Origin of the sequence: Paraburkholderia sp. SG-MS1 (genome assembly GCF_012275575.1) — a bacterium.
GTDB lineage: Bacteria > Pseudomonadota > Gammaproteobacteria > Burkholderiales > Burkholderiaceae > Paraburkholderia.
In genome coordinates this window covers 20,077-44,262 of the sequence record NZ_NPIH01000218.1, presented here as the reverse complement: position 1 = coordinate 44,262, position 24,186 = coordinate 20,077, and the positions used below count along the sequence as shown (strand labels likewise).

At 62.5% G+C, this 24,186-nt stretch carries 25 protein-coding genes; 14 read left to right on the top strand and 11 right to left on the bottom strand.

The genetic code is table 11. The annotated features are described in order from the left end of the window. Positions 1-31: 31 nt before the first annotated feature. Positions 32-1,222, bottom strand: a complete 1,191-nt coding sequence (locus CIC12_RS18765) for a class I SAM-dependent methyltransferase (RefSeq protein ID WP_168665807.1) — start codon at positions 1,220-1,222, stop codon at positions 32-34. Between the two features lie 13 nt (positions 1,223-1,235). Here CIC12_RS18765 and CIC12_RS18760 point away from each other — a divergent pair, with 13 nt between their 5' ends. From CIC12_RS18760 to glmS, 5 genes are all read left to right on the top strand, one after another. Further along, positions 1,236-2,054 (top strand): SDR family oxidoreductase, encoded by an 819-nt coding sequence (locus tag CIC12_RS18760; protein ID WP_168665805.1) that lies wholly within the window; start codon positions 1,236-1,238, stop codon positions 2,052-2,054. 88 nt (positions 2,055-2,142) lie between these two features. After that, complete coding sequence (locus tag CIC12_RS18755; protein WP_149669888.1) at positions 2,143-2,538, top strand: dihydroneopterin aldolase; 396 nt, start codon at positions 2,143-2,145, stop codon at positions 2,536-2,538. Positions 2,539-2,541: 3 nt separating this feature from the next. Further along, entirely contained in the window at positions 2,542-3,516 is a 975-nt protein-coding gene (gene ttcA / locus CIC12_RS18750) for a tRNA 2-thiocytidine(32) synthetase TtcA (RefSeq protein ID WP_168665803.1), read from the top strand. Positions 3,517-3,643: 127 nt separating this feature from the next. Next, a complete protein-coding gene (glmU, locus tag CIC12_RS18745; RefSeq protein WP_168665801.1) occupies positions 3,644-5,005 on the top strand; it encodes a bifunctional UDP-N-acetylglucosamine diphosphorylase/glucosamine-1-phosphate N-acetyltransferase GlmU in 1,362 nt (453 codons plus the stop codon). A 60-nt stretch (positions 5,006-5,065) separates the two neighbouring features. After that, the gene (gene glmS, locus CIC12_RS18740; protein WP_168665800.1) at positions 5,066-6,883 is read left to right on the top strand and encodes a glutamine--fructose-6-phosphate transaminase (isomerizing); all 1,818 of its coding nucleotides are present in this window, start codon (positions 5,066-5,068) and stop codon (positions 6,881-6,883) included. Positions 6,884-8,013: 1,130 nt separating this feature from the next. Here glmS and CIC12_RS18735 read toward each other — a convergent pair. After that, positions 8,014-8,349 (bottom strand): hypothetical protein, encoded by a 336-nt coding sequence (locus CIC12_RS18735; protein ID WP_168665798.1) that lies wholly within the window; start codon positions 8,347-8,349, stop codon positions 8,014-8,016. A 363-nt stretch (positions 8,350-8,712) separates the two neighbouring features. On the opposite strand from CIC12_RS18735, the gene CIC12_RS18730 reads away from it, so the two are divergent. Beyond that, the gene (locus tag CIC12_RS18730; protein WP_342030550.1) at positions 8,713-9,189 is read left to right on the top strand and encodes a thioesterase family protein; all 477 of its coding nucleotides are present in this window, start codon (positions 8,713-8,715) and stop codon (positions 9,187-9,189) included. Between the two features lie 188 nt (positions 9,190-9,377). On the opposite strand, the gene CIC12_RS18725 is transcribed toward CIC12_RS18730, so the two are convergent. Together CIC12_RS18725 and CIC12_RS18720 are read right to left on the bottom strand one after the other, a co-directional pair. After that, entirely contained in the window at positions 9,378-9,986 is a 609-nt protein-coding gene (locus CIC12_RS18725; protein WP_168665794.1) for a hypothetical protein, read from the bottom strand. Positions 9,987-10,044: 58 nt separating this feature from the next. Next, positions 10,045-10,305 carry a DUF6723 family protein gene (locus CIC12_RS18720; RefSeq protein WP_168665824.1) on the bottom strand — a complete coding sequence of 87 codons (261 nt, stop codon included), beginning with the start codon at positions 10,303-10,305 and terminating at the stop codon, positions 10,045-10,047. Between the two features lie 501 nt (positions 10,306-10,806). On the opposite strand from CIC12_RS18720, the gene CIC12_RS18710 reads away from it, so the two are divergent. From CIC12_RS18710 to CIC12_RS18700, 3 genes are all read left to right on the top strand, one after another. Continuing rightward, on the top strand, positions 10,807-11,445 hold the full coding sequence (locus tag CIC12_RS18710; protein ID WP_168665791.1) for a lytic transglycosylase domain-containing protein: 639 nt from the start codon (positions 10,807-10,809) through the stop codon (positions 11,443-11,445). A gap of 176 nt (positions 11,446-11,621) precedes the next feature. Further along, positions 11,622-12,308 (top strand): DUF2242 domain-containing protein, encoded by a 687-nt coding sequence (locus tag CIC12_RS18705; RefSeq protein ID WP_168665782.1) that lies wholly within the window; start codon positions 11,622-11,624, stop codon positions 12,306-12,308. A 788-nt stretch (positions 12,309-13,096) separates the two neighbouring features. Beyond that, on the top strand, positions 13,097-13,348 hold the full coding sequence (locus CIC12_RS18700; protein ID WP_168665780.1) for a hypothetical protein: 252 nt from the start codon (positions 13,097-13,099) through the stop codon (positions 13,346-13,348). Positions 13,349-13,433: 85 nt separating this feature from the next. On the opposite strand, the gene CIC12_RS18695 is transcribed toward CIC12_RS18700, so the two are convergent. Then, positions 13,434-14,363, bottom strand: coding sequence for an EamA family transporter (locus tag CIC12_RS18695; protein WP_168665778.1), 930 nt, complete (start codon positions 14,361-14,363; stop codon positions 13,434-13,436). A 307-nt stretch (positions 14,364-14,670) separates the two neighbouring features. Between CIC12_RS18695 and CIC12_RS18690 the strand changes: the two genes are divergently transcribed. After that, positions 14,671-15,423, top strand: a complete 753-nt coding sequence (locus CIC12_RS18690) for an IclR family transcriptional regulator domain-containing protein (protein WP_168665776.1) — start codon at positions 14,671-14,673, stop codon at positions 15,421-15,423. 222 nt (positions 15,424-15,645) lie between these two features. Further along, positions 15,646-15,858, top strand: a complete 213-nt coding sequence (locus tag CIC12_RS18685) for a hypothetical protein (RefSeq protein WP_168665774.1) — start codon at positions 15,646-15,648, stop codon at positions 15,856-15,858. Positions 15,859-16,002: 144 nt separating this feature from the next. Here the strand turns inward: CIC12_RS18685 and CIC12_RS18680 are convergent, their stop codons facing one another. Then, positions 16,003-16,281 (bottom strand): hypothetical protein, encoded by a 279-nt coding sequence (locus CIC12_RS18680; RefSeq protein WP_121315932.1) that lies wholly within the window; start codon positions 16,279-16,281, stop codon positions 16,003-16,005. A 174-nt stretch (positions 16,282-16,455) separates the two neighbouring features. Next, positions 16,456-17,211 carry a Mut7-C RNAse domain-containing protein gene (locus CIC12_RS18675; RefSeq protein ID WP_168665772.1) on the bottom strand — a complete coding sequence of 252 codons (756 nt, stop codon included), beginning with the start codon at positions 17,209-17,211 and terminating at the stop codon, positions 16,456-16,458. A gap of 94 nt (positions 17,212-17,305) precedes the next feature. Here CIC12_RS18675 and CIC12_RS18670 point away from each other — a divergent pair, with 94 nt between their 5' ends. Continuing rightward, positions 17,306-18,175 carry an NAD(P)-dependent oxidoreductase gene (locus CIC12_RS18670; RefSeq protein ID WP_168665770.1) on the top strand — a complete coding sequence of 290 codons (870 nt, stop codon included), beginning with the start codon at positions 17,306-17,308 and terminating at the stop codon, positions 18,173-18,175. Between the two features lie 156 nt (positions 18,176-18,331). Beyond that, positions 18,332-18,967: a LysE family translocator gene (locus CIC12_RS18665; RefSeq protein WP_168665768.1), complete on the top strand. Its 636-nt coding sequence runs from the start codon at positions 18,332-18,334 to the stop codon at positions 18,965-18,967. Between the two features lie 682 nt (positions 18,968-19,649). Here CIC12_RS18665 and argC read toward each other — a convergent pair. The 3 genes from argC to CIC12_RS18645 form a co-directional block, all read right to left on the bottom strand. Beyond that, positions 19,650-20,597 carry an N-acetyl-gamma-glutamyl-phosphate reductase gene (gene argC, locus CIC12_RS18655; RefSeq protein ID WP_168665763.1) on the bottom strand — a complete coding sequence of 316 codons (948 nt, stop codon included), beginning with the start codon at positions 20,595-20,597 and terminating at the stop codon, positions 19,650-19,652. Between the two features lie 188 nt (positions 20,598-20,785). Beyond that, on the bottom strand, positions 20,786-21,358 hold the full coding sequence (locus CIC12_RS18650; protein ID WP_168665761.1) for a flavodoxin family protein: 573 nt from the start codon (positions 21,356-21,358) through the stop codon (positions 20,786-20,788). Between the two features lie 202 nt (positions 21,359-21,560). After that, a complete protein-coding gene (locus tag CIC12_RS18645; RefSeq protein WP_168665759.1) occupies positions 21,561-22,160 on the bottom strand; it encodes a YbhB/YbcL family Raf kinase inhibitor-like protein in 600 nt (199 codons plus the stop codon). 263 nt (positions 22,161-22,423) lie between these two features. On the opposite strand from CIC12_RS18645, the gene CIC12_RS18640 reads away from it, so the two are divergent. Further along, complete coding sequence (locus CIC12_RS18640; RefSeq protein ID WP_168665757.1) at positions 22,424-23,113, top strand: response regulator; 690 nt, start codon at positions 22,424-22,426, stop codon at positions 23,111-23,113. Positions 23,114-23,204: 91 nt separating this feature from the next. Here the strand turns inward: CIC12_RS18640 and CIC12_RS18635 are convergent, their stop codons facing one another. Then, a complete protein-coding gene (locus CIC12_RS18635) occupies positions 23,205-23,891 on the bottom strand; it encodes an orotate phosphoribosyltransferase (RefSeq protein ID WP_042326936.1) in 687 nt (228 codons plus the stop codon). Positions 23,892-24,186 lie beyond the last annotated feature (295 nt).

Genomic DNA, 24,186 nt, shown 5'->3' with positions numbered 1-24,186 from the left:
ACGAATTCCTAACGCCCAATCAGGCAAAAGATCACAACGTGTGCGAGCGGTCGCCGCTGGAAAACGCCTGCAGCGTGTCGTCCAGCCCGCGCGAAAAGGCGATCACCTTGAATAGTTCGCCCATCTCCGCTTCGGACAACAGCTTCTGCACCGCATTCGCCGCGGGCAGGAAGCGAGCCGTGTCGGCCGGATCGATTTCCGATAACGCGTCGGTGATGCCCGCATTCAGCAAGAAGCGCGCTTGCGACGTGAAGCCCAGCAAATCCGCACCCGTTTCGACACCGGCTTCGGCGATCCCGGTGAATTCCACGTGCGCGGTGATGTCCTGCAACCCCGGATAGAGGAAGGGATCGCCGTGCGCGCGGTGCCGGTAGTGGCACATCAGCGTGCCTTGCGCGCGCTGCGCGTGGTAGTACTCGTGGCGCGGGAAACCGTAGTCGATCAGGAATACCGCGCCGCGCGCGAGCATCGTGCAGACGGTGCGCGTGAAGGCACGGGCGGCTTCGTGGGTTTCGGTCAGGTAGTCTTCGCCGGCAGTGTCGATGTCCGCGAGCAATGCGGTGTCCGCTGCCGCGGATACGGGGCGATCGTCGAACGCGAACGCCTCGTCGCGCCACACCACGCCGCGTTCGTGCCAGACGCCGCCGGTTGCCGCGAATAGCCGCACGGGCATCGCATCCAGCACTTCGTTGCCGATCACCACACCCTCGAAGCGCTCCGGCAACGCGTCCAGCCAACGGACTTTCGCAAGCAGCGCGGGCGCAGCCGCCGCGATCGTCTCACGTTGACGTTCCCGCAATTCGCCCGACAGCTCCACGATCGAGTAGCTGTCGAACTCGGCGCCCAGCGCGTCGAGCGCGTTCAGCACGCCGGCGGCCAGCTTGCCCGTGCCGGCGCCGAACTCCATCACCTTGCGCGTGCCGCTCGCTTCCAGAGCTTCGGCCAGCGGGCGCGCGAGCGTCGCGGCGAACAGCGGCGACAGCTCCGGTGCGGTGACGAAGTCGCTGCCGTCGTCGCCGCGCAGACCGAATTTGCGCGCGCCGCCGCTGTAATAGCCGAGTCCCGGCGCGTACAGCGCGCGCTCCATGTAGCGGTCGAACGGCAGCCAGCCGCCGGCGCTGTCGAGCTCCGCGCGCAGCCGCGCGACCAGTGCTTCGGACTGCGCCAGCGCGCTTGGGCCGGGAGCAGGTAAACTATCGGGTTGATGAGCTTTCGGATTCATCCCCGCATTGTAAATGACCGCCTCTCTGGACACCGCCGCTGACCGCGCCCCTGAAATGCCCCGCGTCGTGCTGATTACCGGCGCCGCCCGCCGCATCGGGCGCGCGCTCGCGCTCGGCTTTGCCGCGCGCGGCTGGGATGTGGCGGTTCACTACGGCGCTTCGCGCGAAGAGGCCGACGAAGTGGTTGCGCAAATTGCCGCGCTGGGCCGCCGGGCGGTCGCGCTGCACGCGGAATTGGGCGACGAGGCGCAGGTCGAGCGGTTGTTGCCGGCCTGTGTGGCGGCCTTGGGCCGGCCGGTGTGCATCGTCAACAACGCGTCGCGTTTCGAGGAAGACACGGCGTGCAATGTCGGCTACGACCTGCTGCTAAAGCTGACCGCGATGAATCTCGGTGCGCCGCTGGTGCTCGCGCGCATGCTGTTCGAGGCGACGCCGGAGGCCGCCCGCATCGACGAAAGCCAGCGCGCGGTGGTAATCAACGTGCTGGATCAGAAGCTGTACAACATGAATCCGGATTACCTGTCGTACACGCTGTCGAAGGCGGCGCTGCAAACCGCCACGGTGGCGCTGGCGCAGGCGCTGGCGCCGAAGGTGCGCGTGGTCGGGCTCGCGCCCGGTCTCACGATGCAATCTGCCGACCAGACGCAGGACGGTTTCGAGGCCGCTCACCGAATCACGCCTTTGGGCCGCGCGTCGCGGCCCGAGGATATTGTCGCCGCCGCGCTGTATCTCGCGGATGCAGCCGGCGTCACCGGAACGACGCTGGTGGTCGACGGCGGGCAGCATCTCGTGCCGCTGCCGCGCGACGTTATGTTTTTGACGGGCGCCTGAGGCGCGCGCGGCCTGCCTGGACAGGCGGCCGTCGCGCAGTGAAGCGCCCCCTTGCGTGCCCCGCACGCTTTTTTCGACTGGAACGAACATGTTTGCCGCTCTTTCGCACCCCCGGCTCGCCGATTGCCGCCGGCTCTTTCTGCGCAACTACGAAGTGCACATCAACATCGGCGTGCACGATTTCGAAAAGCGCGGCGAACAGCGCGTCGTGATCAACGTCGAACTGTTCGTGCCGCTCGCGCTGTCCACGCCGGTTCAGGACAAGCTGAACGAAGTCGTCGACTACGATTTCATGCGCTCCACCATCTCGCGCCGCGTCGAGCAAGGTCACATCCACTTGCAGGAAACGCTGTGCGACGATCTCGTCAGGACCATGCTCGAGCATCCGCAGGTGCGGGCCGCGCGCGTGTCGACCGAGAAGCCGGACGTGTATCCCGACTGCGACGCGGTGGGCGTCGAAGTTTTCCGAATCAAAGAGGATTGAGCCATGAATGCTCCGGAAATCCTGAACGACAGCGCGCCCGCGGCGAAGGCCAAGTCGCCGCTCACGCGCCGCGAGCAGAAGGAAGCTTACGAGAACAACAAGCTGTTCAAGCGCCTCGCGCGCCAGGTGGGCGAGGCGATCGGCGACTTCAACATGATCGAGGAAGGCGACAAGGTGATGGTCTGCCTGTCCGGCGGCAAGGACAGCTACACGATGCTCGACATCCTGATGCGGCTGCGCGAACGCGCGCCGATCAACTTCGACATCGTCGCGGTGAATCTCGACCAGAAGCAGCCGGGCTTCCCGGAGCACATCCTGCCGGAATATCTGCAGCAGCTCGACATTCCGTTTCACATCGAGAACCAGGACACCTACAGCATCGTCAAGCGGCTGGTGCCGGAAGGCAAGACCACCTGCTCGCTGTGCTCGCGGCTGCGGCGCGGCATTCTGTACCGCGTCGCGGGCGAACTCGGCGCGACCAAGATCGCGCTGGGCCATCATCGCGACGACATCCTGCAAACGCTGCTGCTGAACATGTTCTACGGCGGCAAGCTGAAGGGCATGCCGCCCAAGCTGCAATCGGACGACGGCAAGAACATCGTGATCCGGCCGCTCGCCTACGTGAAGGAAACCGATCTGGAGAAATACGCGGAGTTGCGCGAATTCCCGATCATTCCGTGCAATCTGTGCGGCAGCCAACCCAACCTGAAGCGCGCCGAGATGAAGGCGCTGATCCGCGACTGGGAGAAGCGTTTCCCGGGGCGTATCGAGAACATGTTCAACGCGCTGTCGAACATCGTGCCGTCGCATCTGATGGACCACAAGCTGTTCCCGTTTGCGGGCCTGCGCGCAACGGGCGAGGCCGATCCGCAAGGCGATATCGCGTTCGACGAAGAGCCGTGTTCGGCCGCTAACGAAGATGGCGCCATGCTTGGCGCATCGAAGCCGATTTCGATTGTCCAGTTCGACGATCTTTGACCGAGACGCCCGGAAAATGGGCGTTTTCGCACTATCGCACCCGCCGTCCAATGCGCGCCAGCGCGCCTTTTGCGGCATTTAGCGCATGATAGAATCGTCGGCCACAAACTGACTGATTGCCGACGCCATGAACATCGTGATTTTGGCGGCAGGCACCGGCAAGCGCATGCGGTCCGCGCTTCCCAAGGTGCTCCATCCTCTGGCCGGCAGGCCGCTTCTCGCTCACGTCATCGACACGGCTCGCGCGCTCGAACCCGCGCGGCTCGTGGTCGTGGTCGGCCATGGCGCCGAAGCCGTACGGGAGGCGGCTGCAGCGCCGGACGTGCAGTTCGCGGTGCAGGACCAGCAACTCGGCACCGGCCATGCGGTCCAGCAGGCGCTGCCGCTGCTCGACCCGTCCGCGCCCACGCTGGTGCTGTACGGCGACGTGCCGCTCACGCGCGCCAGCACGCTGCGCGCGCTGACCGATCGCGCGGGGCAGGGCGGCTATGGCGTGCTGACCGTCACGCTCGACGACCCCACCGGTTACGGGCGCATCGTGCGCGACCAGCAGGGCAAGGTGTCGCGTATCGTCGAACAGAAGGACGCGAGCGCCGAGCAACTGAAGATCGCTGAAATCAATACCGGCATCATCGTCGCGCCGACCGAACGTCTCGCCGGCTGGCTCGCGGCGTTGAAGAACGACAACGCGCAAGGCGAGTTCTATCTGACTGACGCGGTCGAAATGGCGATCGAAGCCGGACTCGAAGTCGTCACTACCCAGCCGGACGACGAGTGGGAAACGCTCGGCGTGAACAGCAAGCAGCAGCTTGCCGAACTTGAACGGATCCATCAGCGCAACGTTGCCGATGCTCTGCTGGTGGCGGGCGTGACGCTCGCCGATCCGGCGCGCCTCGACGTGCGCGGCACGCTCGAATGTGGCCGCGACGTGTCGATCGACGTGAACTGCGTGTTCGAAGGCCGCGTGACGCTGGCCGACAACGTCACCGTCGGGCCGAACTGCGTGATTCGCAATGCGAGCATCGGCGCCGGCACGCGCGTCGACGCGTTCACGCACATCGAAGGCGCCGAAGTCGGGGCCCATGTCGTATTGGGCCCCTATGCGCGCTTGCGCACAGGCGCATCGCTGCAAGACGAGTCTCATGTTGGTAATTTCGTCGAAATAAAGAACGCGGTGCTCGGTCGCGGTTCGAAAGCGAATCACCTTACGTATATCGGCGACGCGGATATTGGCGCGCGCGTGAATATCGGCGCGGGTACGATCACCTGCAACTACGACGGCGCGAACAAATTCCGCACGATCATCGAGGACGACGTGTTCGTCGGTTCAGACACGCAACTGGTGGCCCCGGTGCGCGTGCAGCGCGGCGCGACGATCGCGGCGGGCACGACGGTCTGGAAGGACGTCGAAGCCGAAGCGCTGGTCCTGAACGATAAAAAACAAACAAGCAAAACGGGCTATGTTCGCCCAGTCAAGAAAAAAAGCTGATGGGCGTGATGCGTGCGCGAAGCGCGCTCCCTGAAACCCAGCACTGAAAAGGAATGAGCCATGTGTGGCATTGTCGGCGCGGTTGCGCAACGTAACATTGTTTCCGTCCTGATCGAAGGACTGCGGCGCCTCGAGTACCGTGGCTACGATTCGTGTGGCGTCGCAGTGCTGGGCGAGAACGGACCGAGCCGCGCGCGCAGCGTCGCGCGTGTCGCCGATCTCGACGAGCAGGTGCGCGAGGGCCATCTCGAAGGCATCACGGGCATCGCGCATACGCGCTGGGCGACCCACGGCGCCCCGGTGACGGACAACGCGCACCCGATCTTCTCGAAAGATGCGCTCGCGTTGGTACACAACGGCATCATCGAGAATTACGAATCGCTGCGTGAAATGCTGCGGGGCAAGGGCTACGAGTTCGTCTCGCAGACTGATACCGAGGTTATCGCGCACCTGATTCACAGCGTGTATCGCGGCGACCTGTTCGCCGCCGTGCGTGAAGCGATCGCGCAATTGCACGGCGCGTACGCTATCGCGGTGCTGCACAGGAATCAGCCGCATACGGTGGTCGGCGCGCGCCAGGGCTCGCCGCTGGTGGTCGGGCTCGGCGACGGTGAGAACTTCCTCGCCTCGGATGCGCTCGCGCTCGCGGGCAGCACCGAACGCTTCATCTTCCTCGAAGAAGGCGATGTGTGCGAACTGTCGCTCGACGGCGTGCGTATTGCCGATCGCGATGGCAACGAGGTGCAGCGCGACGTGCGTCAGGTGGCGGCTTATGGCGGCGCGGTCGAACTCGGCCCGTATCGCCACTTCATGCAAAAGGAAATTTTCGAGCAGCCGCGTGCGATCACCGACACGATTCCGCAAACCGATTCGTTCGACGCATCGATCTTCGGCGAAGCTGCCGGCGACGTGTTCGCGCAGATCGACAGCCTGCTGATTCTCGCGTGCGGCACGAGCTATTACTCGGGCCTGACGGCGAAGTACTGGCTCGAATCGATCGCGAAGATTCCGACCCAGGTGGAGATCGCCAGCGAGTATCGTTACCGCGAGTCGGTGCCGAATCCGAGGTCGCTGGTGGTGGTGATCTCACAGTCGGGTGAAACGGCGGATACGCTTGCGGCGCTCAAGCATGCGCAGTCGCTCGGACACAAGCACACGCTGGCGGTATGCAATGTCGGCACGAGCGCAATGGTGCGTCAGACGGAGTTGTCGTTCCTGACGCACGCGGGCCGCGAGATCGGCGTGGCGTCGACCAAGGCGTTCACGACGCAACTGGTCGCGCTGTTCGTGCTGGCAGCCACGCTGGCCAAGCTGCGCGGTCATCTGAACGAAGAACAGGAAGCCGACTACCTGAAGCAGTTGCGCCACTTGCCGGCCGCGTTGAATAGCGTGCTGGCGCTGGAGCCGCAGATCATCGCGTGGTCGGAAGAGTTTTCGCGCAAGGAACATGCACTGTTCCTCGGGCGCGGCATGCATTACCCGATCGCGCTCGAAGGCGCGCTGAAGCTCAAGGAGATTTCCTATATCCATGCCGAGGCTTATCCGGCCGGTGAGTTGAAGCACGGGCCGCTCGCGCTCGTGACCGAAGCGATGCCGGTGGTGACGGTAGCGCCGAATGACGCGCTGCTGGAGAAGCTGAAGTCGAATATTCAAGAAGTGCGCGCGCGCGGCGGTGAGCTTTATGTGTTCGCCGATGCGGATACGAAGATCGTCAACGATGAAGGGCTTCATGTGATCCGGATGCCGGAGCACTATGGTTTGCTGTCGCCGATTCTGCATGTCGTTCCACTGCAGTTGCTGGCGTATCACACGGCGTGCGCAAGAGGCACGGATGTGGATAAGCCGCGGAATCTGGCGAAGTCGGTGACGGTGGAGTGAGGGCGGCTCGCGGCACCATGCCGGGTAGCATTAATTCCGGTTGGAGGGCTCTTCCCGGTCGCGCAGCCTTGCCTGACGAGGCTTAGCCCGAATTAATGTCGAAGGGGCGCTGGAGATTTTTTCCAGCGCCCCTTTTTTCTGCCTTCAGACGAGGCCCGGCAATCGCAGCCAGCGCTTCCACGCAGCGTCTGCTGACATAGGCAGAGGTCTATTTCGCAAAGCCGTCCAGCTTCATCCGAATCGGCCCAATTCAGGCATGTTATTACCGCGAACGCTCCCGCGTTTTTTCGCTGCGCCGAAGGCCTATGCTTCGTCGAATGAAGAACGCACCCGCAGCAATCGCAATGAGGAAGACAAGCAGCAGTCCAGCGCTCAACCCTGCGTTGCTGCGAGATTCACCCACGCCGGACGCTGAGGATGGGGTCACTGGCGAAGAAACCTGGCTCGCGACCGGCTGCGGGAGCGCAATGCCGGCCGCGCTACCCTGACGCACAAGCGACGCTTCGGAGGTTGGTAATGCCGCCGCGGATGCGGGTAGGCCTTGAGATGCAGAAAGAGTGTCTGCATCGGAAGCAGGTCCGACAGGGGCTACTTCCGTCGCTGAGGCAATAGCAGGCGCTGGCACAACGGCAGCATTTGCTTCGACCGCCCTGGCCATTGTTTTCCATTGCGCAAATACCGTGTCAATGCAGTGGACGTCGGAGCAGGCGTTTCGCGATTGCCTCCACCGGGTGAGCTGGTCGGGGGATAGCTTCCCGCTATTCAGCAAGGCCTGCTGCGCAGCGGCGATATCGTCGTACTCGTTGTTGAGTATCGCGTGGTCGCATATGACGCGCTCGGCGGGTTGACGCGTGGTAGCGCATTGAATATCGCTCGCCCATGCTCCGGTCGAGCTGAGTGTTGCCATGGAAAACAGAAATGCCAAACATCGTCGCGGATGCATTAGTCCTCCTTTTGAACCGGTTACCGCAGGGCCGGCGCCTGGCAAGACAATGCAAGTCGAGCGGCCAACGGGTCACAGTTCTTGAGACTGCGCCACTCCGACCAAGTTGCCGCCCGGGGTGTTGAGAACCAGGCGCGACGTCGCGTCGTCGGCGCAGGAAAGCAGCTGCGTAGCAACAAGCCGAGGGCTAATCCATTGAAAAGACAACAGCCGCCATGTCGTCGACCTGCGTGAAGCTGCGGGCGAAACGATAGAGTTGGCCGTCGATTTGCAACTCGTTCACGCCCGAAAAAGTCGACTCCAGCATACTGTTTGCAACCGATGTTGCAATCGTAGCAATCTGCTTCAGATCTTCGCGCAGACCCGCGGGGTCGCCCAAATACACGATACAGACATCGTCGGTGGGCCGCATCATGACGATGCTCGTCGCGCTATCAAGTGCACGCTCCAGATATGCCGCGAGTGTTCGCAGCGCTTGCGGAACGTATTCCGGCCTAGTGGCTAACTCGTTGTTGTCCGACATTCGCAGCTCCGGTGACTTACGGGCAGGTAACCGAATTAATGTACCTCTGCACATCGAGAAATTGTCTGCAGGGTAGAAAAAAGTTTTCAACGTTCGGCAACCACCATTCCCGATGGCCACTTTTCATTGCCGCTTTCGAAACGCCGAGCTTCACGACGAGTGCTTTACCGTTCTGGCGTGAACATATATTCGAGACGGTGCTCTACAGATTGAGCCGCGTCCGACGCGCGGTGTTTCATTATCGCGGCTACCATGCAGTCCCCGCCACCCATGGCAGCTATCTGAGCACCGGGTTATCGCATGAGTCTCCTGCTACGTCTAATACTGCTGGTGTTGAGCAGCGCTCGCCGCAGCCGGCTGCACGTGCTCGACACCTGCGTCACGCCGTTTCGTGTGTGGATAAACGATCTCGACGTATTGTTCCACATGAATAACGGACGCTATTTCACGATCCTCGATCTTGCGCGCGTCGATCTGATGATGCGCAGCGGCCTGTGGCGGCAATTGAGAGCAGAACGTTGGTATCCGGTCGTCACGCTGGAAACGCTGCGCTTTCATCGCTCGCTGGAGCTGGGTAACCGCTATGACGTGCACACTCGCGTTATCGGCTGGGATGAAAAGCACATCTTCATCGAACAGGGCTTCGTGCGCGGCGATGTGCAAGTCGCGCTGGCCGTTGTTCGGGCGCGGTTCCTGAAACAAAAGGGCGGTACCGTGACGACTGCCGAATTGCTGGCACTGGCCGGCATAACTCAAGGGTCGCCGGCATTACCTGAATGGGTCGCGAGCTGGAGCGAGGCCGAGGGCGGAATGGCATTTCAGCCGTCTTCTTCGACGTAACCGGACGCAGTGCAATCGCGCGGCGCCATGCCGCGCGAAGCAGTCGGCAACGTAGACGCGCGCGCCGTGCGGTTGTCGTCGCGTGCGCCGGCGAAAACACGAAGTCTTGCAGCAGACCGAACTGCGTGCTGTTCAGAGAACAGAATCTTCCTGAGCGGCTTGATCATCAGCGCCGGCGCAGGCAACAATCAACTCCTTGCCAACGCCACGGCCACCGCCGAAATAAACTCGGCCCGCACACTGTCGCCGACTCTCAGCTGATCGAGCGGAATGTCCCGCGCGGCCCGCAATACCTGCTTGTGTCGTGGTCCACGCAGCGTCACGAGGCGGTTGTTGCGATCGATCTTCGTCACCGTCGCGACAACCCGCACCCGATGCGCGGATGATGTCACCCCCGCCGATGCCGGAATCGCCACGGTCGTCTCGACGCGCTCACGCACACCTTTTGTCGCGAGCTTGTCGATGCGAAGCAGGAGTGCCTGTTGATAAGCCACGTCCAGCTTGTCGCCGACCCGCAGCCGAGTAACGTCGACCAGGGCGGGATTCACGTCCACATCGGCAAGATTGCCGCGCGGGCCGCGCAGCGTCACGCTATTGGTGGCGGCATTGATCGCGGCAACGCGTACCTGCGCATGAACGACGTCCGCTTTCCCGAGTGCCGCTTGCGCGGTGTCGTATCCGACGTCGGCATTCTGCGCGAAGCCGGGTTGAGGGGCTGCGGCCGTCAGCACTGTCATCAGCACGGCCGCGTTCCACATGACGGCAGCCCATGAGCCCCTTCTGCGCAGACTAGCCATTCGTTGCTCCGAAATGATCACCCGAGGCGACCGGTCGACGGCTCGCCGCACGCCCTCCTCACAACTCCGGGCGCGCCAGGTCGCTGGCCACGATGTGCTCGCCGTACACCTGCGCGGCTGCAATCGCCTCCAGCCTGGACGGATACGGGCCGAGTTGCGGGGCGCCGTCGAACGGAAACAGCACGCGGCCATCGGTAGACCGTACCACTTTCAGTACGCCAAAAAAACGCCGGTAGCCGGCCATCTTCGACATGGCCGACACTTCAAAATCGTCCTCCGACGTCCCGGGGACGCTGGGAATAAACACAGTCTTGCTCATATCTGAAAACATATCTTTGTTCGAGGGGGCGGCATCGGTGCAAAACGTCAAGCCTACATCCGGTTATCCGCCACGATATTCGCGGGCGGCGTTCATTGTCTCAAATCCAGGGAAATTCAACCGGCAGGGCGAGGAGGCCGACGTCGTGAAGTTGTGGACGGAGCGGCAGCATCGTGAAGCTTCGCTGCTCGCGAAACTGGAGCATTCTCGATCGAACCAGTGGGCCTGAGCTTTCACTTTGACATCAACGACCTCAATCATTGTCGTGGAGCACAATGCAACTAACGGAACGTAAGTTGACAACCGAGGAAGATCTGTTCGGCAATCCGGGGCGGGCATTCCGACCCGCCGACCGACGGTGGCGATCTGAACGCGACCGGAATCACGTGAACAGCGCCGGCAACCCATCGTCCTTGATTTAAAAAGAGAAATTCCGCTTACCGGCCGCCTCGTTTCAGTCCGGCGCTATAATGCGCGGATTCTCATCCTTCCATTCCCGTCATGAGCCGGTTACTTTGCCTGATCGTGCTTTCGCTCGGCCTGATGCAAACCGCCACGGCCGACGAGACCACCGACCGCATGTCCGCGTATCTGACGCACAAGTTCGGTCTGGCAAAGGATAAAGCTCAAAAGATTTCCGACGCGGTACAGTCCGCCGCATCGAAATATTCTCTCCCGCCGGCGCTTCTGCTGGCCATCATCTCGATCGAATCCCGCTTCAAGGAAAAGGCCAAAGGCGCCAACGGTGCGACCGGCCTGATGCAGGTGGTGCCGCAGGCTCATCGCGGGCTGCTGAGGAACGTCAAGGATCTCACGGAGCCGACCGCAAACATCGAAGCGGGCTCGGCCATCCTGTACGGCTACATGCGCTCGGCGAACGGCGACCTGAACGCCGCGCTCAAGAACTACGGCGGTTCAAAGGCCTATGCCCAAAAGGTCAGCTTGCGCGCCGAAGATTTCGCCGGGATCGCTGCGTCGCAAGACCTTGGTCAGCATCCTGAGACGGCCGCCGACACTTGCAAGGATGAGCGTTGCGCGGCGCCCGGTTACCGGGCAAATACGTTTACCGTGCCTGCGATCGCTGCTACGGCCGAGGCAAGCGGCGCTGCGGCGAGAGGTCTGCCTGCGGCTCCCCACTGAGCTGGTTTTTCTTTCGTTTTCTTTCCGCCTGCTGCGCTACAACCCGCCGCGGTAAGCGTTCGTCATGCCGTGCAAGGCGGCGCGCGGCTGATGTTGGATGCTTTTTACGCACACCTGGCGACCCACTCTACAATGCACTCTCATTCGCGCTCACGCAGCGTCCCTCGCAATCGACCATGTTGACCTCGCTTTCCAAAACCACGACCGCGGCCCTGTGCGGCCTGTTGACCCTTGCCGCGTGCAGCAGCGCACCGCAACCGAAATTCCAGCAGGAATTGTTCGAAACCGGCGCGAGTCCTTACGCACGCAATTTCAATTCGAGCACCACGGACAGCTGTGAAGCCGCGCGCCGCGCCCTGCTGAGCCAAGGCTATCTGACGACGATGACCCGCAACGATACCGTCGATGGAACCAAGAATTTCCAGCCGACGGGCGATACCCACGTGGTCGTCGAGTTTCATGTGGTCTGCACGCCCGGCGAGGAGGCGAGCGATACGAGCATCGTTTACGTCAACGCCGTCCAGAACGGCTTTGCGCTGAAGAAAAGCGATACGTCCGCAAGCGTCGGGCTCAGCGTGCTGGGTTCGCTCTCGCTGCCGATCCGCTCGAACAGCGACGCGATGGTCAAGATATCGAGCGAAACCATTCCGTCGGGCAAGTTCTATGACCGTTTCTTCGGTCTCGTGGATCACTATCTGCAGACCGTCGTGCGTACGCAGCCGGTTGCCAATAGCCACATCGAAACGCGTCTTCTGCCGATGCCGGTCGAAGTGACGACGCCCACGCTCGTTCCCGAATTGCCTGCGGCGGTGGGTCAGGCCACCGCGGTTCAACCGGCAAGCGGAGTTCTCGCGTTGCCTTGAGGTGGCGTGCCGCGTGAACGGACGGTTAGGGGAGGACTGGCCGAGACTCGACCAGCCCTCGATCTCATCACGCAGCGCTAACTATCCTATGTCTTTTACTTCATACGTATACATATGTAGTAGTAGTTAACAAGGATTGACCGCCTCTGTGGATAACTGGCAAATGTCCCGTCGCATCAACGTCATGCAAAATCCATAACCCTGCGGAACTACGCTGTAGAAAAACTACAAGGCGGGGATAACTCTCACACCGCCTGCTCGCGGGTCCGCTTTATCAAGAATCCGCGCACAGGCTGTCCTATGCGCTATCCCGAAGTTATTCATAGGCCTTTGTGGATAACTTACATGCCCCTCAGCCATTCTTCCACAGTCCGTCCAGCCAGGGCTCTTCTGGCGCATGGAGCGCTCGGCAGCGAACAGACGCTCATATGCCCAACGCGCACATTGGGACCGGACGGTACGAAGATTGCGTCTCTCTTTTTGCAAGCGCAACTGTTGCTAATTGGCGAAAAACATTTCGGCAACGCCCATCCAGGCATAGAGTTAAAGTGTTTTCTGAGGTTATTGGTGCGGTGCGGGGGGTGTATGAAACGCAGATCAGCTCGACAGCTCGTCCGTCTTCTCGCGGATATCCGACATGCCACCCATTGCAGCACGCTGCGGGCGGCAGCCACCAATCGGGCCATCGCCCTCGCATCCGCGGAAGCCGACGCGGACGCCGCCGGCAGCGACGACAACCCCGAGTCCCCGCGCGATGCGCGTCAGGACAAGCCGGTCAGGAGCGGATCATGAGAGCCGCGAGCGAACAGTCGCTACGTTTTCTGGTGGAGAAGTGGCTCGCACCGGCGCAGTCCGCGCCGGTCCACGTCACGGAATTCAGCCGCACTCGCGTGGGAGGCCGGCGTTATGTACGCGTCGAGACGTCTGCCGAGGGCGGCGCACGGAGTCTCTTCTTCTTTCGGCACGACGACGGCTGCTGGTGCGTGTTTCCGCCGACCGGCGATACGTCGAATATTTTTGCTCACCCGCGCGCGGCGTAGGTGATGCCCCGGGCCGAAGGGCGCCGGGCGCAGTTGCGGAGCGTCTTCGGCGTCTCGACCGAGGCGCACCGGCCTCGCTACGCCGTCACGACGCTTGACGCACGCGGTCGCGCCCGCGTCGCCAGCCCGGCATCACCTGACACACGATCAAACCCGCGAGCATTAGTGCGCAGCCGAACATCGCGCGTGTCGACAGCGTTTCGCCCAACACAAGCCAACCCGCGAGCGCGGCGAACACGCCTTCCATACTGAAGATCACCGCCGCATGCGAAGGCGCGGCGTACTTTTGCGCGACCACCTGAATCGTATAAGCGACGCCCACGGACAGCGCTCCACCGTAGGCGATCGTTGGCGCGGCGCGCGCGATCACGGCAAGACTGACTGGCTCGACGGCTAAGCCGACCACGAGGCACGTCACGCCGCACGTCACGAATTGCACGAGTGCGAGCATGAGGGTGTCGTGGCGCAGCGCGAAGCGCCCGACGAGCATCATCTGCACGGAGATCACGAGGGCGCCCGCCAGTTGATACCAGTCGCCGTCAAGCATCGAAAAGTGTTCGTCGACGCTCAAAAAATACATGCCGATGGCCGCCAGCGACGCGCCGACCCACGTGGCAATGCCGGTGCGGTGGCGAAACAGCACGCCGAGCAACGGCACGATGACCACGTATAGCGAGCTGATGAAGCCTGCGTTGGCGACCCTGGTGTATTGCAGGCCGATCTGCTGCAGGGAGATCGACGCGGCCAGCACCACACCGAGCAGCGCGCCGGCGCCGAGCAATTCGCGTGCGCCGCCGGGTTCGCGCTTCGATAGTTCGGCGAGTGCGGAGCGCCGCACGCACGCGATCAGCGTTAGCACGACGAGCGCGCCGAGCAGGAAGCGCAAGCCGGTGAACAGGAACGGTCCGATCGCATCGAGACTCAGGCGTTGCGCGACGAATGCGGAGCCCCAGATCATCGCGGCGATCAGCATCAACAGATTGGCGTGCAGGTGTCGGCGGGAGTCGGGATTCACAGGCGTTATTCGAGTGGGACGGTTCTTGTGAGGCGTTCGCGACGTTTCTGGCAGAGGGGGCGGCGCTGTGCGCGCTATGCAATGGGGACGGGCCTCAGCGCACGCGCGCTGCCCTGTCCATAGTTCGCCCACATGATACGCGGGCAGCCGGCAAGTATCGGAACAATGCGTGGGTGGCCACTGCGTCGGTCGGTGTGCATTGAACTGCGCCTTCCGCGCACACCCTCCAACTCGCGCGATAATCGCGCGACGGCCCTCCGGTCCAATGACGCCTCACGCCACCCCGCCGCATTTTCGAACAACCACGATGGACGACAAAGACTGGATCGCCGGCGCCGCGAAGGCGTTGGCGATCATCGAAGCATTCGACGAAGAGCATGCCCGCATGACGCCGACGATGGTGGCCGCCCGCGCGAGCCTGTCGCGCACTGCAGCGCGTCGTTACCTGTTGACGCTGCGCGAGCTCGGCTACGTGGACACCGACGGCAAGCTGTTCTGGCTCGCGCCGCGCGTGCTGCGGCTCGGCCAGTCGTATCTGGATTCGGCGCGCCTGCCGCGCACCGTCCAGCCGTTTCTCCAGCGCATCACCGCGACCGTGCAGGAAACCGCGCTGGTCGCGATCCTCGACGAGCACGACGTGGTGTACGTCGCGCGTAACGGTGTGAACCGCGCAATGGCGGTCGGCTTCGTGCTCGGTTCGCGCGCGCCGGCGCCGTTGTCGTCGGCGGGATTGGTGTTGCTGGCGTTCCAGGCGCCCGAAAGCATCGATCAGTGGCTCGCGTCCTATCCGATCAAGGTGTTCACGCCCTACACCTACTCGACGATCGAACGCCTGCGCGAAGTGCTCGGTGAAATTCGTCGCAACGGTTACGTGGTCACCGACCAGCAGCTCGAGCTGGGGGTGCGCGGCGTCGCGGTGCCATTGCGCGACCGGCATGGCTCGGTGGTGGCGGCGATCAGCGTCAGCATGCCAATCGGCCGGGAGTCGGCGCCCGCCGCGCTGCAGCGCGTGTTGCCGACCCTCCAGGAAACCGCCAGCCTGCTGCGTAATCTCGTCTGAAGACAGCTAGGTAATGTCCCTGGTATGGAATGCTTAACGATTGAAAGCACGGCGAAAGCAAGCTGTCTCCCGGAAAATACATATCAAGTTTTACGCATGACAAACCGCCTACGCCAGGTAATACTCTCCGCGGGGAGCGGGGGGCGCTCACGCCTTGCCTGCTTTACCGCGCAGCTTATTTCATTCACATTGACTCAGTCGTAAAGGTTTGGGGAACAACACATGAAAAAAGTTATCGTCTCGCTCGCAGCCGCATCGATCGCGCTGGTCTCCGTTCAGGCTTTCGCACAGGCATCGGACGCAGCAGCGCCGGCCGCAGCAGCTAGCGCGCCGAAGAAGCACCACTCCAAGCAACTGAAGACGCACGGCAAGCGCGCTCCGGTTTCGGCAGCAGCTTCGGCCGCCGGCACGAACGACAAGGGCACGCAAAACTAAGCTGACGCCTGATTCGTCGCGCGAGCCGCTGCGGTGCGCCGCTAGACGGCCAACGTAGCGCGGGCGCGCAAAAAGGCGTTGCCAGCAAAAAGGCCAGAGCACAAGCTCTGGCCTTTTTGCATGGACGGCAGGGTGATATGGCGATCAGCCTGCGAGGCCACGCTTGATCACTTCGTTCAGCAAGCCGGTCATCCCCTCGGGATGCGTGGCGGCACGCGTTTTCAGCTCGGTGACCAGCTCGCCGTTCAGCTTGCACGCGAATGCCACGAGGCCTTGCGCCTGGTCGAGCTTGCGTTGCTCGCGGCGATCGAGCTTCGGCTCGGCGGCTGCGGCTTTACCGAAGCGCTCGGCCGTCGACTGCTTCATTGCGTTGTTCAGTTTGAGCGCCTTGTTCTTTTCAAGGTCGGTTTTTTTCATCGCCATACGGAAGGCCTCTGCCAGATAAATAATCCCGCATTGTACGCACCGCGCCGGGCGTCGCGGGAAAGGCCGCGCTCGGAGCGCGCAGCAGGCTCGCAGCAACCCATTGGCCGACGCGCGCGAGCCGCAAAAAGGGCGCGGAGCTTCAGGACCATCAGCGCGAACCTTACACGGTGTCTAATCCGGCCGCTCCGGCGCCCCCGCCACGCTGTCGATCAGCGCGCGCATCCTCTGCCAGTGCGTGCCTTCCCAGAATACGCGCCGGCACACGTCGCAGGTGACGAACTGGTTGTGCCGCTCCAGCACGCCATCGGGTGCGCGGGCGCCGACTTCCTCCTTCGCGATTCGCCGCAGCGGCGCATTGCACATCAGGCATAGACGGAACGGTTGCGCGCTACCGGCCAGATCGAGCCGTTCGAATACTTCGCGCAATTGCTCGCGCGGCTTGAGCGTACGGACATAACAGCCATGGGTGATGCTGCGGCGTTTCAACAGCTCGCGGTCGCGTGTCAGCACGATGCGCTGTTGCGCGACGCAAAGCGCTTCAATATCGGCGTCGGGATAGTGGTTGTCGTATAGCGTGTCGAAGCCGGCTAATCGCAGCAGCGGCGCGAGTCCGCCGAGATGCGCGTCGGCGATGAAACGCAGCACGCGCAGCGGCCGTTCGCGCACGCGCAGGAGCGGGCGGATGTCGAGCGCCTCGAACTTCGGATAAACGGCGACGCGGTCGCCGTCCACCAACGGATGATCGAAACCGACGGATTCGCCGTTCACCAGAATCAGTTCGACTTCGGTGTGCGGCACGCCGAGCGCTTCGATCATGTGCTTCGCGCTCGCGCCGGGCGCGCAGGCGTAGCTGAACGCGCGCCGACGCATCGGCCGGGCGAGAAAGTCGTTCAACTCCTCATAGAAGCGGAATGTCGCAGTGACCATCGCAGCAGTATCGCACTGTGTTTTGTTGCGCGCTGCCCTGCACGTGTCGCATGGGTGTGCTTTACTTCGAGTTCTTTAGAAGACGGAGCGACAGATGGACATCGGTTTTATCGGTCTCGGCGAGATGGGCGCCGCGATGGTTGCAAACATTCTGAAAGCCGGCCATCAGGTGCGCGTGTGGAACCGCTCGCCGGAACGGGCGCAGCCGCTTGCCGATCTCGGTGCGCGGGTCGTCGCGACGCCGGCCGAAGCGTTTGCGGGCGACGCGGTGTTCTCGATGCTGGCCGACGACAGCGCGTTGCGCGAAGTCATTGCTGCATCGTTGCTGGAGCATGCTCCGCGTGGCCTGATCCACGTGAACATGGCGACGATCTCCGTGGCGCTGGCCGAGGAGCTGGCGACCGCGCATGCGTCGCGCGGACTCCATTACGTGGCGGCGCCGGTGCTGGGGCGGCCTGACGTCGCGGCTGCGGGCAAGCTGACGATCGTTGCCGGCGGCCCGGCCGAGGCGATCGACCGGGTTCAGCCGGTGTTCGACGTGATCGGCCAGAAAACGTGGCGCATCGGATCGCTGCCGCAACAGGCGAACGTGATGAAGCTCGCCGCGAATTTCATGCTCGGCGCGGCAATCGAGACGCTCGGCGAAGCGGCTGCGATGGTGACGGGGCATGGCCTCGCGATGCAGGATTTTCTCGACGTCATGACGAGCGGGCTGTTCACGGGTCCGGTCTATTCGGGCTACGGCAAGATGATCGCCGAGCAGCGCTTCGAGCCGGCGCTGTTCAAGGCACGTCTCGGGCTGAAGGATGTTCGCCTGGCGCTGGCAGCAGCCGATTCGGTGACGACGCCGATGCCGATCGCCAGTGTGGTGCGCGACAGTCTGATCGAAGCCGTGGCGCACGGCGACGGCGAGAAGGACTTTGCGGTGCTGGGCCAGGTGGCGGCGCGGCGAGCCGGGCGTTAAAAGCGCGGAGCGGCGCGTGCGCGAAGGCGTCCACTGCCGCCGCGGCCGCAAACGCGCAAGCGGATGCCGCGCGGACACATACGAACAACAAGCCGCAAAACAAAGCGCAACCGGGCGGGCATAATAGCCGCCCGATCCCAATCCGCTTTGGTTCTCATGACTCTGCATACCTGGTGGCTGTTTGTCGCCACCGTCTTTGTCGTTTCCGCGATTCCCGGTCCGAACATGCTGCTCGTGATGACGCACGGCGCCCAGCACGGCTTGCGCCGCTCCAGCGCGACCATGGCGGGCTGTCTGTCGGCGCTGGTACTGATGCTCGCGGTGTCGGCGGCGGGACTCGGCGTTGTCCTCGCGGCGTGGCCGGCCGTGTTCGACACGCTGCGCATGATCGGCGCGGCCTACCTCGTCTATCTGGGTATCAAGGCATGGCGCGCACCGGCTGACGAAGCCGTCGCCGATACCGTCGACAAACTCGCCGCCAGGCCCGCACGTTCGCGTTTCGCGCTGTTTCGCAACGGTTTTCTGGTGGCGGGCAGCAACCCGAAGGCCATTCTGTTCGCGGCCGCGTTACTGCCGCAATTCATTGATGCCACGCAACCCAAGCTGCCGCAATTTGGCGTGCTTGTCGCGACGTTCGCGGCGATCGAGGTGAGCTGGTATCTCGTGTACGCCGGGTTCGGCACCCGCATCGGCGCGAGACTGAAGAGCCGCAGCGTCGCGCGAATGTTCAACCGGCTGACGGGCGGGATGTTCATCGGCTTCGGCGCAATGATGGCGCTGGTGCGCCATTAGCGCGGCGACCGCGTCCCGCACAGCACAGATGTTGTATATAAACAACATTGAGGGTCAACCCTAATTTGCATGTTGCAACGCACCAAACGATTTGCTATAGTTCGTCTTGTCTCCTCCATGTCTCCTCTGATATGGATTCAGCCCGCCCACATAGGCGGGCTTTTTTTTGCCCAAATTGTCGGCGTCGGCGGTGTCGGACGTCGAGCGGAACACGTCTTCACGATCGGATCAGCCTGGGGNCCTGCTGGCCGAGCGCCCGCCGGTCCCGGCGGCTTGATGACGCCGTGTCCGTGGATCCTGAAGACTGGCGCCAAGGCTGCCACTGTCGTCACTTGCGGCCCTTTTAAACTGAAAAGCAAATTCAGCGATCACCACGGCGCCGTTGCTTCGCGCACGCCCTTGACAGACAAGCGTTACGGCAAGAAGGCTCCATCATCTTCGAGCGACTGTTCGCGAAAAAACGGTATTTCCTATGCGGAAAACTGCGGGGTGAGGAAATTGAAGAAATGAATTACCGGTAGCCGACCGCTTCGCGATTTTCTTTTTAAGAAGCGCCAGTTAATACCAGTCAAGCTTGCAAATGGGATTAACCGGCACGGCCTTTAAAACAAAAAAAGCCGATCTGTGCAGACCGGCTTTTTCGATAGAGGCGACGGCGAATTGCCGTCAATACCACGGTTATTTACCGTTTCAAGCCGCTTTCTTCGGCCGCGCCGATGGCCAGATTCATACACTGGATCGCCGCGCCCGACGCGCCCTTGCCCAGGTTGTCCAGTCGCGCGACGGTCACAAAGCGCTCTTCGTTGCCGAACACGAACAGGTCCACACGGTTGGTGTCGTTGTTCGCCTGGACGTCGAAAAAGCCGCTGTCCAGGTTCGTGTCGGCATCGAACGGCGCGACGCGCACGAAGGCTTCGCCCGCGTAGTACTCGGCGAACAGCGCCTGCACGTCTTGCGGCGTGGCCTTCTTCGCCAGCTGCTTCGGCGAGAAGAACGTGGTGACGGCGAGACCCTTGTAGAAGTCGCCGACGATCGGCGTGAAGATCGGCGCCGAAGTCAGGCCCGTGTGCGCCGCCATTTCCGGCAGATGCTTGTGCGTGAGGCCGAGCGCATAGGGACGCGGGCTCTTGAGCTTGTCGTTGCCGCCGGCTTCGTAGTCGGCGATCATCTTCTTGCCGCCGCCGCTGTAGCCCGTGATCGAATAAGCGTGCGCGGCGAAGTCGGCCGCGACCACGCCCGCTTCGACGAGCGGACGCATTGCCAGCACAAAGGCCGACGCGTGGCAGCCGGGCACGGCAATGCGCTTGGCCGTACGCAGACGCTCGCGTTGCGTACGGGCCAGTTCGGGCAGGCCGTACGCCCAGTCGGCGGAGGTGCGGAACGCGGTGCTCGCGTCGATCAGCACCGTGCGATCGTTGGCGAGCAGCGAAGCGGATTCGCGTGATGCGACATCCGGCAGGCACAGGAAGGTGACGTCCGACGCATTGATGAGACGGCGGCGCTCCTCGAGGTCTTTGCGCTTCGCTTCTTCGATACGCAGGATCTCCACGTCGGCGCGTTGCGACAGGTATTCAAAAATCTTCAGGCCGGTCGTGCCTTCCTGTCCGTCGACAAAAACTTTCGTGCTCATCTCGCTCTCACTTGCTTGCTGGAAACGGGGCGCGACGCCGCGCCGGAACATTATTTTAAGACCTCACGGCGGCGGACGTGCGAAACGGGGCGAAAAAAACGACGATGCGCGCTGAAAGTGACATCGGCGTGACCTGTTGTGCGGTAGATGGCAGCCGATGCCGCCCGGTTCGCGACAGAGGCTGTCCGCTAGCCCCGAGCGGCGATCCACCGTGCCGTGACACCCGCGACGCGGGCGCCGAACATTCGCGCCGTTTCCAGGTCGCCGGCGGGCGGCGCCTCTTCCGGCGACGCGTCGGCCGGCGATTGCGTGAGCAGGCCAGTCGAGCCGCCCACGTAGTTCAAATCGTTGCGGGTCGCCGCCTTGGTGTTCGACGGCATCATGCCGGTGCCCGCCCAGATCATGCCGTGTTGCATCGCGAGCGTGACGAAGTACTGGATCGTCGAAAACTTGTCGCCGTTCATGGTCGCCGAGTTGGTGAAGCCGGCCGCGATCTTGTCTTTCCACGTTTGGCCGAACCACGGCTTCGAACTCGCGTCGGCGAATTTCTTGAAGTCCGCCGACGGACCGCCCATGTAGGTCGGCGCGCCGAAGATGATGGCGTCGGCCTCGGCCAGTTCCGCCCAGGCTGCATCGTCGATTTCGCCGACCGGCAGGAGCCGCGCCTGCGCACCGGCTTCGATGGTGCCCGCGAGCACGGCTTCAGCGACCTTCTTCGTGTGGCCGTAGCCGCTGTGATAAACGATGACGATCTTCGACATGAGGTTCTCCGGCAGGAGTGAAACAGGATGGGATCAGGCGCAGCAATGGTGCGCAGGGAGAGCCGCGTGCACCGCCTCGCCGCACATTGGCGCGCACGGATGACAGAAAATCCGCGCGCGGCCTGTCGATGCAAACCGTGCGCCAAGCTTCATGACCTCGCCGCGTCGCTGCGCTTCGATCCGTCGAACCGATCGGACGACGCTACCGTCCGTAATTGACCACCATGCGCGCACTACCGAGCGAGGCGGTGCCGATCTCGTGATCGAACATCAGCGCGGGACGTCCTTCCGCGAGGCGCAGGTCGGCGGTGCTCAGCGCATAGACAGTGACGATGTAGCGATGCGGTTTGCCCGGCGGCGGACAGGGACCGCCATAGCCGTCGGTATCGAAGTCGTTGCGCGCCTCGACGGCGCCGAGTTTAGTAAGGAACCCGGAGGAACTCGCATTCTCGGGCAAGCTGTCGACTTTCGCCGGAATGCCGGCGACCGCCCAATGCCACCAGCCGCGGCCCGGCGCATCCTGATCGAACATGGTGATCGCGAAGCTGCGCGTGCCGGCCGGCGCGTCACGCCAGGTCAGTTGCGGCGAACGGTTGCCGCCTTTGCAGTCGGCCTGATTGAAAACCTGTGCGGCTTCCACCTTGCCGCTATGGAAACTGGCGCTCGTCAGCGTGAACGGGGTCTCGGCGATCGCGCGTGGACTATGCATCATGAATAGAGCCAGCCCCAGCGTCGCGCAGGTGAAGAATGGCGTACGGTACAGCGGTAAAACAAGCGAAACAACCAGGCAACGCGAGCGCATGTGCCGGTTCTCCTGTGAGGGCGCGAGGCGCTTGTCCTCGCGATGGTTGTTGTCCTTAATCGTGCCCCAAGGTCGAATCAAGTCTAACATTAGCTCTGCGATACATCATTGTTGCCACACCGTGGGATTTGCGAAGGGGAAATCGGCTATAGTCGGAAGAATTGCCCGCGCGACACCGGCCTCGCGTTCTCATTCGTGTGCGTACAAAATAGAAAGACATGGTAGAAGTTGTGGAGAGTGATTTACCAATCGAGAGGAGGGCGATGCAAGCTCCACTGAAGGTCGTGGTCGCCGACGATCACCCGGTCATTCTGTTCGGTGCGGAGCACGCGCTGCTCAAGTTTCCGGGGCTGGAAGTCGTCGGTCGTGCGCGGCAGTCAACTGAGCTGGTCAAGATGCTGCAAACCTCGCCCTGCGACGTGCTTGTTACGGATCTGGCCATGCCGGGTGGACAGTATGGCGACGGGCTGCAGTTGATCGGCTATCTGCGTCGCAATTTCCCGGACCTTCCCATTGTCGTGCTCACCATGCTGGAAAATGCTGCACTGCTGAAGCGGCTGAGGGAGCTTGGTGTGACGTCGGTCGTCCATAAATCTGACGATCTAAGTCACATTGGGCTCGCGGTGCAGCATGTCAGCCGCCACCTCGAATACATGAGCCCGTCGGTGAAAGCGGTGCTCGATACACTACGCATGAACTCCGGCGGCAAGAGCGATGACGTTATGCTGTCCAAACGCGAACTGGAAGTGGTGCGTTTATTCGTATCGGGTATGACGATCAAGGAAATCTCCGAGCAACTCAACCGAAGCATCAAGACCATCAGCACTCAGAAAAACGCGGCGATGCGCAAACTCGGTATCGATCGCGATTCCGAATTGTTCCAGTATGCGCAGAGCAACGGCTTGCTGAATCTGTCGTCGCCCGCACCGGAAGATTCTGGCGACATGTCTTAGCGTCGGGCGACAAAAAAGCCGCCTGTCGTGAGACAGGCGGCTTTTTCAATTCAGACGGCTAAAAGGTCTGTGCTAATGCGACGTCCGCAGCTTACTGCGGCGTCGCGTTTGCGCCGCCATGCGCTGCCGACCATTCGGCCGGTGCGTGCAGGAATTTTTCCACTTCGTCGAGCGTCTTCGTGTCGAAGTATTTGTTTTCCTTGGCAACTCGCAAGACGTCCCACCACGTGGCCAGCGCGTGCAGATCGACGTCGATGTCTTTGAGCACCGACACGCTTTCCTTGAAAATGTTGTAGTGGAACAGCACGAAGCAGTGATTCACCGTGGCGCCGGCAGTGCGCAGCGCGTTGATGAAGTTGATCTTGCTGCGGCTGTCGGTGGTCAGGTCTTCGACCAGCAGCACGCGCTGACCTTCGGTCAGCAGCCCTTCGATCTGCGCATTACGGCCGAAACCCTTCGGCTTCTTGCGCACGTATTGCATTGGCACCATCAGGCGGTCGGACAGCCATGCCGCGAACGGGATGCCGGCGGTTTCGCCACCGGCGACGGCGTCGATCTGCTCATAGCCGACGTCGCGCAGGATGGTCGCTTCGGCCATTTCCATCAGGCCCCGGCGCACGCGCGGATACGAAATCAGCTTGCGGCAGTCGATATAAACCGGGCTCGCCCAGCCGGACGTGAAAATGTATGGTTTCTCCGCGTTGAAGTGCACTGCCTGAACTTCCAGCAGCATTTTTGCGGTCGTGTCGGAGATCGTCTGGCGATCGAAGCCTGTCATGGGCGGGATCCTTGGATATGAGCGGGAGAAGCGGGCGCGCGGCCCGGTGGCGCAGCAAGCGAGGTATGCCGCGCCATGCTGGGCGGAATACGCTGCCGGTCAGTGGCGCCGTTAGTGGACAAAGGCCGGTTTTTGCTGCGCGCGTAGGCCAATATTTTACCCGAAATGGTCCCCTCGGACGAGGCCGTCGTGCGCGGCTAGCGCGAATGGCGGTCATCACGGCCGCACCAGGCCGGCGTTGCGGAACATGCCGGCGCCGGCCGTCGAATCCGCGCCGGAGCGCGCCCGCCGCATT